This window comes from Martelella sp. (assembly GCF_984369615.1).
In genome coordinates this window covers 1-11,927 of record NZ_CFHTCS010000116.1, presented here as the reverse complement: position 1 = coordinate 11,927, position 11,927 = coordinate 1, and the positions used below count along the sequence as shown (strand labels likewise).

Genomic DNA, 11,927 nt, shown 5'->3' with positions numbered 1-11,927 from the left:
TCTGCAAATGTCGCGCTGGTCTGTTCTCGCATCCGATGACCGCCGTGTTCATCCGCGAGGAAGACGGCTATCGCGGCCGCTTTCTTGATGGCGAAGACGGCGACGGCCTGGAGGTGACCGGCGGCTCGGTCGAAGGCGGCAAGGCGGTGATCGAACTCAGGCGCGAGGATGTCGAGGGCGCGCTCGTCACCAGCCTGACCGGACCCGAGGACCTGAATATCACGCTCCTGATCAAGGGCGGCACCCGCTATGTGCCGGTCATCGGCCTGTCGCTGAAACGCCAGACGGACCCGCTTTCGGTCGGATCGATTGACTGACAGGGCCTAGCCTTTCCACCAGTTCCCGTTATCGCTGACGGGATCGATGCCGTCCGTGTCCACCCTGTCGCGCCAGGCGGCGACCGTTTTCCCTTCCACGACGAGGTCCGGCGCGATCTCTGAAAGTGGCACGAGCACGAAGCCGCGCTCTGTCATGCGCGGATGGGGAACGGTGAGAAGATCGCTTTCCCGCGCGAGATCGCCAAACGTCAGGATGTCGATATCGATCAGGCGCGGTCCCCAGCGCCGGTCGCGCACCCGTTTCAGCCGTTTTTCGATATCGAGGCAGAAGCGCATCAGGTCTTCCGGCGCGCGTGCCGTTTCGATCAGGGCGCAGCAATTGATGAAAAGCGGCTGTTCGACAGGCCCCCAGGGCGGCGTGCGGTAGAGGCGCGAGACCGCGACGACCCGGGTTTGAGTGTCTGCGTCAAGCACAGCCAGCGCCCGGGCCATGGTTTTGGCCGGCTCGCCGAGATTGCCGCCGAGGCCGAGCGCGGCGCGAACCCTCTCATTCGACATCGTAGGCGACCTTGGCCTCGGCATGATCGAGAAGGCCGGGAACCGGCGCGGCGGGTTTGCGCACCGTCACTTCGATCCGCCTGATCGCATCATAGTGGCGCGAAACCGAAACGGCGATCGCATGCGCCAGCGCCTCGATCAGCTTGAAACGGCGGCCGGTGACGACATCCTTGGTGATGCGGTAGACCTCGCCGTAATCGACGGCCTTGGAGAAATCGTCATGCAGCACCGCCGCCTCGTCCTCGATATGCATGACGATATCGACGTAGAAACGCTGGCCGAGCCGCTCCTCCTCCTCCATCACCCCGTGGGTGGAAAAGAAGGCGCAGTTTTTCAGCGTGATGACATAGCGGCCGTTCATGATGGGTCTCCGGTGTGGCGCGCGATCATGGCATCGGCGAATGCAAGCGCCGCGCGGTTGGCGCCGACATTGTGAACACGAAAGATCGCGCCGCCGGCAAGGCGGGCGATCGCTGTGGTCGATGCGGTTGCAAAATCGCGGGTCAGATTGTCGACGGCTCCGCCGATTGCCGCGACGAAGCGCTTGCGCGAGGTGCCGATCAGGATCGGCAGATCGAACCCGTGCAACGCATCGAGATGCGCCATGATCGCCAGATTGTCCGCGACATCCTTGCCGAAACCGAATCCCGGGTCGATGACCAGCTGGCTGTCGCCAATGCCCGCTGCGCGCGCCGCCGCGAGCGCCTTATCGAGGAAAAAGAGCTGGTCGGCGACGGGGTCGGCAAGCGTTTCGCGGTTGCGGCTCGTATGCATCAGGCAGTAGCCCGCGCCGGTCTCGGCGACGATCCTCAATATCTCCGGTTCGGCCGTGCCGCCGCTCACGTCATTGATGATGTGGGCGCCGGCGGCGACCGCCAGACGTGCGGTCCCGGAGCGATAGGTGTCTATGGAGATTAGCGCCCCGGTCTTTTCCGCCAATGCTTCGATCACCGGCAGAACCCGCGACTGCTCCTCGCCGGCTGAAACCGGGGCGGCGCCGGGCCGGGTCGATTCCCCGCCGATATCGAGAATGGCCGCGCCCTCCTCGACCGCCTGCAGTGCGTGGTCGACGGCAGAAGCCGTATCGGCAAACTGTCCGCCATCGGAGAAGGAATCAGGCGTCACATTGACGATCGCCATCAGCACGCCGATGGGTCCAAGCGCAAGCGTGCGGCCATTGGCGCAGGACAGCGTGCGCGGCCTGAAACAGGTCGTCGGGGCTTGCATCATGGCCCTACCCTCTTTGCGTGCTGACCGATGGGTCTCTTCGGCGGCGCGAGCGGCCACCCGGCCACCCGTTTCAGCCCTGTTCGTCGGGCACGCGCACCGTCAGTCCGTCGAACTCCGGACGCATGTTGATCTGACAGGACAACCGGGAATTGGCACGCAGGTCGACGGCGAAATCCAGCATGTCCTCTTCCATCGGCTCGGGCTCGCCGACCTTCTCGAACCATTCCTCATCGACATAGACGTGGCAAGTCGCGCAGGCGCAGGCCCCGCCGCATTCCGCCACGATGCCCGGCACGCCGTTGCGCACCGCGTTTTCCATCACGGTCGAGCCTTCCTCCACCTCGAGATCGTAAACGGTGTCATCATTGCCGATGATTTTCAGTTTCAGCATGTCATGGACCTTAATGTTCAAAGCGCCGGGCGGCATCGGGGATTGACCGGTTCTTCCCTCATTCCGCGCGAACAGTCAATATTTGCGACCGACGTGACGATCCGGATGGCAAAAGGCGCCCTGGAAAGAAAAGTTCATTATGTGGAAAGCCTCAGAAAAGACGCATTATGGTTAATATTTGCTAAATGACGGAATTTGATCGCTTTTTGCAGCTCCTTCCGGCCGCATTTCAGCACCGGATCGCGTTGCGTCCGGATCCGGTCCGCCGGATGATGTTGTGCGGCTTTTGTGAATATGCGATTGAAAACGGGGGTAATCCCTTGAAATAGAAGACATTTGCCTGTCTTCCACCGCCCATCGCCTCAAGCGGGGGCCGCAGCGGCAAGGCAAATGAAGGCTGTTTCGAACCTGTGTGCCGGCCATCTGCCCAGTTCGGGCCAGACTGAACCGGTTTTGAAGTTTCAGGGCTTTTCGGACCCGTCGGCTCAAGACGGACGTCCGGAACGGCCCGCGTGTCACGAGGCGTATCCATGGCGAAACAATCAGGCGGCACTTCGCTCGACGATCAGGCACTCCACGCGCTGGAGGATGCCCTGTCATCCGATTCGCCGGAACAGAAGGCTGATGGCGAAGCGCCGCGCGAACAGGAAGCGCCGCAGCGAAAGGAAAGCGTGTTCGGACGGCAGGCCGCAAAGAGCGCGCGCGCCGAGGAAGAACGCGCCAACGCCCCCCGGCCGAAATCGCCCGCCTTCCGCCCCGCCAACGATCCCGGCATGCTGTCGACGCAGCGCGTGCTGAAGGCCTTCGAGCGCCGCTCGACCGTCAAGGCGCTGCGCACGTCCACGATCATGTCCGCCGGCTGGCTGGCGCTCGGCGTCACCGGAACGCTGGTCGCCTTCGGCAGCCGCATCTTCAACGCCACCTCCTTCGCCGACATCCTGAGCATTGACGGCATCGGCCTCGCCGCGGCGCTCACCGTCGCCCCGATCTTCGTCTTCTATGCTTTCAACATCATGCTGGCGCGCGCGCGCGACATGCAGGAGGCCGCCCGCTCGATGGCCGAGGTGGCGCTTCGCCTGTCCGATCCGGACGAGAATGCTGCCCAGCAGGTGCGCAGCGTCAGCCAGGCCGTTCGCCGCGAAGTCTACGCCATGAACGAAGGCATCGAGCGCACCATCGCCCGCGCCTCCGAGCTTGAAAACCTTGTCCATTCCGAGGTCAATGCGCTGGAGCGCAGCTATGCCGACAACGAGATGCGCATCCGCAACCTCGTGCAGGAGTTGACGGCCGAACGCGAGGCCGTGGTCAGCCACGCCGCCCGCCTCAGGACCTCGATCCTTGGCACCAACGACCAGCTCAAGGACCAGATCGGCACGGTCATGGATGACCTCACCCGCAAGGTGAGCACGGCCGGCAACGGGGTTGCCGAAATGCTCGAGACCCGGGCCGCCGTGATCAACGAGAACACCGCCCGCGCCGTCGCCTCGATCGGCGACCTGCTTGAGGACCGCTCGAGCGCGCTCAGGAGCGAGTTCGATCGAAACTATGGCGCGCTTTCCGATCTGTTTGACAAACGCTTCACCGATCTCTCACAGCGCTTCGACGAACGCGGCCGCACGCTCATCGACGATTTCACCGCCAGCGCCAGCGCGCTCAACACGGAGACCGAACAGTTGACTTCCGCGCTTTCCGAACGCGGCGGTCAGTTGGAAACGCTTCTCGGCGAACGCACGCAGACCCTGCGCGCCGTTGCCGAAGAGAGCGAGACCGCGATGAACGCCGCGCTGGAGCGGGTCGTCGGCGGTCTGTCGACGACGCTCAGCGAAAGCCAGGTCCGCTTCAACCGGCAGATCAGCGAGACCGATGCCGAGATCGCCCGTCAGGTCGAGGAACGCACGCAATATGTCGACCAGCGCCTCGAGGCCACGATCTCCCGCCTCGGAACCGATCTCGACAGCCGGCTCGATGCCTTCACCAGCGCCTTCGAGGAAAGTGGCAGCGCCATGGAAGGCCGGATCGACACGACGCTCGGACGTTTCAACCAGATCGTCTCCGAAGGCCGCTCGAGCATCGATACGATGCTGTCCCATGCCTCCGACAGGCTTCAGGAGCAGATGACCGATCACACGCTGTCGCTGGCGACGACGCTGTCGACCAGCACCGAAATGCTCGACCAGACGCTCAAGACCAACGTCAAGGAGATCAGCGAAACCATCGGGGCGGATCACGGCAGGCTCGAGCAGGTCTTCTCCGACGCTTCGCAACGGCTGGAAGAAAAGCTCACCCGCTTCAGCCAGCAGATCACCGGCGGCGAGGCCAATATCAGCGCAACGCTCGACGATGCCGGCGAAAGGCTCGGCGAGCGCATGAACGACCAGGCGATCATGCTCGCCACTACGCTTTCGACCAGCGAGGAAGCGTTTGCGATGTCGCTCGAAGGCCATACCGCCCGCATCGAGGAGCGGATGCGCGAGGGTAACGAGCGCCTGAGCGGCACGCTCGCGGGCGCGTCGGACCGGATCGACAGCCAGCTTGCCCGGTTCAACGAGCGCATCGGCAATGGCGAAAACGGGATTGCCGCGGTTCTCGACAATGCCTCGGAGCGTCTGCAGGAGCGGATGAACGACCATGCGGCCGGCCTGGCCGCGACGCTGTCGATCAGCGAGGAAACCTTCGGCGAGAGCCTCGGCGCCCATACCGAAAAGCTGCAAACGGTCCTGCGCGACGGCCAGGAGCAGCTCGACGGCTCGCTTTCCGGCGCCTCCGAACGTCTCGAGGCCGAGCTTCAGCGGTTCAACGCTCAGATCAACGACGGCGCGTCCGGCATCGGCGCGACGCTTTCGGCAGCCACCGCACAGCTCGGGGAGCAGATGAGCGAGCAGTCCATCATGCTCGCCACCACGCTTTCGGCGGCGGAAGAGACCTTCGCCCAGACGATCGATTCCAGGACGGCAAGGCTTGGGGAGACGCTCGAAAGCGGCCAGGGCCGGCTCGACCGCGCGCTTGGCGAAGCAACCGGTCATCTCGACCGCCAGCTGGGACAGTTCACCGAGCGCCTCGGCAGCGGCGAGGCCGGCATCACTGCCGCCCTTTCCGGCGCGAGCGAACGGATCGAGACGCAGATTTCCGAGAAATCCGATCTGCTTTCCCTCAGGCTCTCTTCCGCGCAGGCAGCCCTTGAGGAAACGTTCGACGCGCATGAGCGCCGCATGAGCGACACGAGCGAGAAGAGCCGGGAGCGGGTCGCGGAAACGCTGGACAAAACCGGTCAGCGCCTTGAGGCCGCCGTCAGCGGCGCGGCCGACAGGCTCGAGGCCGGCCTGAGCCGCCGCGAGGAAAGCATCACCGCCGCCCTTTCCGGCGCGAGCGAGCGACTGGACGAGCGCCTTTCCGACCATGCCATGATGCTGGCGGCGACGCTGTCGACCAGCGAGGAAAGCCTCGGCCAGACGATCGATTCCTCGACCACGCGTCTCTCCGGAACGCTCCTAGAAGGCCAGACGCGCCTGACGGGCGCCTATCGCGATGTCGCAAACAGCCTTCAGGAAACGGTCGACACCCAGGCCAGGGCGCTCGACGGCCGGATTTCCGAGATCGACGACCGCATCACCAGAACCTTTGCCGAGCGCGAGGCCGGCATCCGCGGCGCCTATGAAGCCGGCCAGACGCGACTGGAAGACAGCCTGCGCGCTGGAACGGGCGCGCTCGAGAGCGCGATCGAGCAGGCGAGCACGGGCATTTCAGAGACGCTCTCCGACGGCACGACCAGCATCTCCGCCACGATTGCCGCCTCCTCCAGCCTGCTTGAAATGTCGCTGGAAGGCCGCGAGAATGCGTTGCGCGAAACCATCGACAAGGCCGGCATGGCGCTTGAGGACAGGCTGCGCGGTTCCGCCGGCGCGATTGCCGAGAAGGTTTCCACCGCGGCAGGCCTGATCACCCGCTCGGCCGAGACCATGACCGGCCGGGTCGAGACCTCCTTCGGCGCGCTAGGCGAAAGTCTCGACAGGCACGGCCAGAGCGTGGAGGCTGGCGCCATCCGCATCGAAGGCCTCGTCGACGAGGCCGGACGCCGGCTCGACAAGGCGCTGAACGACCATGCAAGCGCCATCGAGAATACCGGCAGCGCTGTCGAAAACCGCCTCTCTTCCTCGCTGTCCGGGCATGCCGAACGTCTGGCCGAGACCGGCGAGACGACCCGCAACCGGCTGGAAACGACCTTTGCCGAGCAGAGCACCGGCTTCGAACGGGCGACGCAGGAGGCAGCCGACCGTCTGGCCTCGTCCGCGGATGCCGTTCATACCCGCATCAATGACGCGCTTGCCGAAAACACGGCGCGGCTCGAGCAGGCCGGCGAACGCGTTGCCGGCAGCCTCAACGAAACGATGCTGACCCACGAAAACGCCTTCATGCTGGCCGGCTCGCAGATCGACGAACGTCTCGCCGGCACGCTGGACGAAAAGGCGCGCGTGATCGAGACCGCGAGCGGCGCCGCCGTCGAGCGGCTGGGTGAGACCCTCGACGCCCGCCGCAGCGCCATTGCTGCGACCCTCGAGCAAGGCCAGGCAAACATCGAGAGCCGCTTCTCCGGCCTTGAAAGCGCCCTCGACCAGGGCCTCGTCAGGATCAGCGACACAATGGACCGCCGTTCCGGCGAGCTTGCCGGACGCATCCGCGACACGGTTTCCGAAACCTCCGCCGACATGGAACGCAGCGCCGAGGACGCCCGCCTCAAGCTGGAACAGGCGGGACAGGGCTTTACCGAGCAGGTTGCGGGCGCCGTCGCCTCCGCGCGGCAGAGCATGGAGGGCTCGGCCCACGAAATCTTCGACCGCGCCCGTCAAATGCAGGCGGAACTCGCCAGTCAGGCAGCCCTTGCCGGCGAGCATGCGTCGGAAAACAGCACGCGGATTTCCGAGATCCTGTCGGCCACCAGCAGCCGGATCGACAACCAGATCGAGACGATCCGCCGGACGATGGGCGACGCCGAGCAATTGCTGGCCGAGCGCGGCGAACGGCTGAACAGCGGCATTGCCGGCACGGCCGACATGCTGTCCGGCCAGCTCGAGGCATCCGAGAAATCGATGACCGAGCGGGCGCAGTCGCTGCGCGACAACCTCGGCGCCCAGATGAAGGCGCTGGAGGAAACGCTCGGCACGGTCGATCGCGTGCTGGCTGCGCGCGGCGACGCCGTCGGCAATGTGCTCGACGAACGCGCCCGCGACATGAATTCGATGCTTTCCGGACACACGAGCACGCTCAGCAGCCTGATCGAGGAGAAGGCCCGTCCGTTGATCGAGAGCTATGGCGAGACCGGCCGTCTTGCCGCCGAGCGGATCCACCAGGCTTCGCAGGAAGGCAGCCGCCAGCTGCGCGCCGACGGCAACGCGCTTGCCGGCAATGTCGAGGCGCTCGTCAGCCACCTCTCCCAGAGCCACCAGATGCTCGCCGGTCTGGTCGACGAGGCCGCCGCTCGCCTCTCTTCCGCCGACGAGCAGCTGGCTTCGACCGCCAACCGCATCAACGAGACCGCGGAACGTTCGTCCGCCTCGCTCGAGCAGTCCAGCAGCCTGCTTGGCGCCAAGGTCGACGCGCTCGACGGCAGCGCCGCCGGCGCTCTTGAAACGGTGCAGAGCCTGGTCGCGCAGATCGAAAGCCATGCCGGCGTGCTCGACCGCGCCTCGAACCTGATCGAGAGCGCGCAGTCGAACCTCGCCAGCACGCTTTCCGAACGCCAGGAGGCGCTTGGCCTCCTGTCACAGGGCCTCGCCGAGCGTTCGCAGGAGATCGAGAAGGGACTGAAGGGTGTCGCCGCAGCCGTGGCCGCCACGATGGAAAAGACGGGGCAGGATGCCGAGAGCATGTCGCAGCGGGTTGCCGAAACCATGCGCGGCTCGGTGGACGACGCCGCCCGCCGGTTCTCCGGCGCCACGCAGGAAATCGAGCGGATCTCCGCCGAAATCCGCGCCGAACTCGACAACACGCGCGAGGCGGTCAAGCGCGGCATTCACGACATGCCCGAAGAGGCGCGCGAAAGCGCCAAGGCCATGCGCAAGGCCGTTGAAGACCAGATCCGCGCCCTTGAGGATATCTCGTCAATGATCGCGACATCGCGCTCGCAGGTTTCCGCGCCCGAAGCGCCGCGCCCGCAGCAGAAGACGGAAGAGCCGGTCGCCCGGCGGCCCTTCGCCAGCCCGCCCGCCGGATCGCTGAGCGCGCCCAGCCTTTCGGCGGCAATGCCGAAACAGCAGCCTGCGCACGCGCCGCGCCAGCAGGCGGTGACGCGTACCGCCGGCAATGCGCCGGGCGGAGAAGGCTGGATCAGCGATCTTCTGAGGGCAGCCGCCCGCGAGGAAGCCGGCCAGCGCGAAAGCCAGCAGGCGCGCCCCGCGCAGTCAACGACCGGCGAGCGCAAGCCCAACCAGGTCGTCGATTCGCTGAACTCGCTGTCCGTCGATATCGCCCGCGCCATCGACCACGATGCCTCGGTCGAACTCTGGGGCCGCTACCAGCAGGGTGAAAGGGACGTCTTCACGCGCAGGCTCTACACGCTCAAGGGCCAGCGCACCTTTGACGAGATCAAGGCGAAATATGAGGGCGACCGCGAATTCAAGACCGCCGTCGACCGCTATATTGCCGATTTCGAGAAGCTGCTCTCCGACGTGATGCGCAAGAACCGCGACCGCGGCGCCATCCAGTCCTACCTGACGTCGGACACCGGCAAGGTCTATACCATGCTCGCCCACGCGGCGGGTCGGCTGAAATAGGACCGGCTATCGAATTAACGATCAGGCTGAGGGGCGGTTGCGAAGACCGCCCTTTTGCTTGTCGACAAAGCCATTGCCACACTCCGGGTCATCCTCGGGCTTGACCCGAGGATCCAGACTACACGAAAAGCGGCCCTTCGCTTGTCAACATGACGCACGGCACACCGACCGTGACCGTTGGCCTTGCCAGCAGAGCCTTGCCCCTTGACTCGAAGCCCCGGCGGCATAGTCCATTGAATTTCAGGAATAATATCGGGAACGTTTTAGCGGGCGGGCCAGATGCGCCGCCCGTTGCGCTAAAGCCTGCGCGAAACGGGCAGGACCGAGAGCGTGCCGAAGGCCGACCGGAGCGCGCCCCAGACGCCGCGCCGGTTGACCACCATCACCGCGATCGCGATCGCGCCCATGGCCATCAGGTACCAGGCGCCCCAGTCGGCGGCGATCCAGCGCAAGAGGAAAAACAGTACCGTGCCGATGATCGGCCCCTCGATGGAGCCCAGCCCGCCGATGACGACGATGAAGATGACGAAGGCCGTCCATTCGTTGACGCTGAAGGCGGCGTCGGGCGTGATCCTCAGCTTCTGCAGGAAAATGAAGGCGCCGGTCAGGCCCGTATAGAAGGCTACGAACACATAGACCATGAACTTCACCGCCTCAACGCGCACGCCGACGCTTTCCGCCGCCGGCGCGCTGTCGCGGATGGCCGTCAGCGCCAGGCCCCAGCGCGAGCGCAACAGCCCCCAGACGGCGACAATGGAGACGACGCCGAGGCCGAAGGCGATGTAGTACATGATCATTTCGCGGGCAAACCGGTCGGCCGAGAGCGAACGGACGATGGCAACCGGCAGCGAAATCCCCGAACCGCCGCCAAGCGCGCCGATCTGCGCCATGGTGAGCCGGAAGACCTCGGCGATCACCCAGGTGCCGATGGCGAAATAGGCGCCCTTCAGACGGAAGGCGACCCAGCCGGTGGGCACCGCGATGACGGCGGTGGCTACCGCTGCGGCCGGAATGGCCACGAGCAAGGGCACGTTCAGGAACATGGCGAGCGCGAAGAACAGATAGCCGCCAAGCCCGACAAATGCCTGCTGGCCGACCGAGATCAGCCCGGTGTAACCGGCAAGCAGGTTCCACATCTGGGCAAGCGCCAGAAGGCTGAAGGCCTCCATCAGAAGCCGCAACCCCGCAGGCCCGGCCCAAAGCGGTGCGACGGCAAAGAGGACGAGCGCTGCGACGAGAACCGTGCGCAGGCCGGGCGAGACGAAATCGCGCGGGACGGGCGGCGCGGTCGGAAGGGAAAGGGTCATCGGCTCACCTCACATTTTCGGAAACAGGCCGCGCGGCCGCACGACGAGAAGGGCGAGGAAGACGAGATGCCCCGCCAGGATCTGGTAGCCGGCGTCGATCTGGGCCCCCACCGTCTGGGCGATGCCGAGAATGATGCCGCCGGCCAGCGTGCCCCAGAGGCTGCCGAGACCGCCGATGATCACCGCCTCGAAGGCGAAGATCAGACGGACAGGTCCGGCCGACGGATCGAAATTCGTCTTCATCGCCAGAAAGATGCCGGCAATGCCGACGACAACGCTCGCCATCATCGTTGCCAGCGCAAAGATGTGGGCGTTTTTCGCCCCCATCAGCGGCACGATTTCCGGGTCATCGGAGGTGGCGCGCAGGAGCCTCCCGAGCGATGTGCGATAGAAGATGAACTGCAGGATGGCGATCACCGCCACGGCCGTCGCGAACATCAGGAGCGGCAGGTAACCGACGGCAAGCCCGCCGCCCAGCGACAGGCTGCCGGTGTCGAGCCCACCTGCGACAAGGCGCTGGCTGTCGGCGGAAAAGATCTCCAGCAGCGCGTTCTGGATGATGATCGACATCCCGAAGGTCACGAGGATCGGCGGCAGGATATCCTTGCCCAGCATGCGGTTCAGGAGAACGCGCTGGTTGAGATAGCCGGCCGCGCCCAGAATGGCGAGAACCGCGACGGCGGCGATTGCCGGATGAATGGCCCAGCCGACGACGAAGGCCACCATGAGATAGGCCGCGGTGACGATGAAGTCGCCATGGGCAATGTTGATGAAGCGCATGACGCCGAACATCAGGCTGAGGCCGGCGGCAAAGAGCGCATAGAGGCCGCCGAGCAGGATGCCCTGCAGAACCGCGTTGACGAAAACCATCATGAAGCCTCCTTCAGATCGGACGCGCCGAAATAGGCGGCGGCGATTTCCTTGCGGGTGAGCGAGGCGGGTGTGCCGGTCAGCGTCACCCTGCCCTCCATCAGGCAATAGACCCGGTCGGCGACGGCAAGCGCCTGGCCGACATCCTGCTCGACGACGAGCACCGAGGCGCCAGAGGCGCGGATTTTCGGAAGGGCCTGATAGATGTCGCGGATGATCTTCGGCGACAAACCAAGGCTGATCTCGTCGCAGAGCAGCAATACGGGGTTCGACATCAGCGCCCGGCCGATCGCCACCATTTGTTGCTGCCCGCCGGAGAGCGCCGTGCCGGGATTCCGTCGCTTTTCAACGAGATCGGGAAACAGGTCATAGACCGCGTCGAGGTTCCATGCGCCTGACCGGCCGCCGGCAGCCCCGACCAGCAGGTTCTCCTCGACGGAAAGCGAAGGGAAAAGCCGCCTGCCCTCCGGCACCAGCGCCATGCCTCGCCGAGCGTCCGCGGATCGCGACCATTCTGCAACGCTCG

8 protein-coding genes and 1 pseudogene are annotated in these 11,927 nt (G+C 65.2%); 2 read left to right on the top strand and 7 right to left on the bottom strand.

Annotation, left to right across the window (positions count from 1 at the left end):
* A pseudogene (locus AC5DC2_RS11240) lies at nt 1-317 on the top strand (hypothetical protein); the annotation flags it as partial.
* A gap of 6 nt (nt 318-323) precedes the next feature.
* On the opposite strand, the gene folK reads toward AC5DC2_RS11240, so the two are convergent.
* From folK to AC5DC2_RS11220, 4 genes are all read right to left on the bottom strand, one after another.
* Nucleotides 324-836 (bottom strand): 2-amino-4-hydroxy-6-hydroxymethyldihydropteridine diphosphokinase, encoded by a 513-nt coding sequence (folK, locus tag AC5DC2_RS11235; protein WP_491698533.1) that lies wholly within the window; start codon nt 834-836, stop codon nt 324-326.
* Complete coding sequence (gene folB / locus AC5DC2_RS11230; RefSeq protein ID WP_024707034.1) at nt 826-1,197, bottom strand: dihydroneopterin aldolase; 372 nt, start codon at nt 1,195-1,197, stop codon at nt 826-828. Before folB ends, folK begins: the two co-directional genes overlap by 11 nt.
* Nucleotides 1,194-2,066 (bottom strand): dihydropteroate synthase, encoded by an 873-nt coding sequence (gene folP, locus AC5DC2_RS11225; protein WP_491698532.1) that lies wholly within the window; start codon nt 2,064-2,066, stop codon nt 1,194-1,196. The genes folB and folP overlap by 4 nt, the downstream gene beginning before the upstream one ends.
* A gap of 70 nt (nt 2,067-2,136) precedes the next feature.
* Complete coding sequence (locus tag AC5DC2_RS11220) at nt 2,137-2,457, bottom strand: 2Fe-2S iron-sulfur cluster-binding protein (RefSeq protein WP_061449870.1); 321 nt, start codon at nt 2,455-2,457, stop codon at nt 2,137-2,139.
* Nucleotides 2,458-2,987: 530 nt separating this feature from the next.
* On the opposite strand from AC5DC2_RS11220, the gene AC5DC2_RS11215 reads away from it, so the two are divergent.
* On the top strand, nt 2,988-9,224 hold the full coding sequence (locus AC5DC2_RS11215; protein WP_491698531.1) for an apolipoprotein A-IV repeat region-like domain-containing protein: 6,237 nt from the start codon (nt 2,988-2,990) through the stop codon (nt 9,222-9,224).
* A gap of 296 nt (nt 9,225-9,520) precedes the next feature.
* Here the strand turns inward: AC5DC2_RS11215 and AC5DC2_RS11210 are convergent, their stop codons facing one another.
* From AC5DC2_RS11210 to AC5DC2_RS11200, 3 genes are all read right to left on the bottom strand, one after another.
* The gene (locus AC5DC2_RS11210) at nt 9,521-10,531 is read right to left on the bottom strand and encodes a branched-chain amino acid ABC transporter permease (RefSeq protein WP_491698530.1); all 1,011 of its coding nucleotides are present in this window, start codon (nt 10,529-10,531) and stop codon (nt 9,521-9,523) included.
* Nucleotides 10,532-10,540: 9 nt separating this feature from the next.
* Nucleotides 10,541-11,401: a branched-chain amino acid ABC transporter permease gene (locus tag AC5DC2_RS11205; protein ID WP_491698534.1), complete on the bottom strand. Its 861-nt coding sequence runs from the start codon at nt 11,399-11,401 to the stop codon at nt 10,541-10,543.
* Nucleotides 11,401-11,927: ABC transporter ATP-binding protein (locus tag AC5DC2_RS11200; protein WP_491698529.1), on the bottom strand; the 527-nt coding region annotated here is incomplete at its 5' end. The genes AC5DC2_RS11200 and AC5DC2_RS11205, both read right to left, overlap by 1 nt.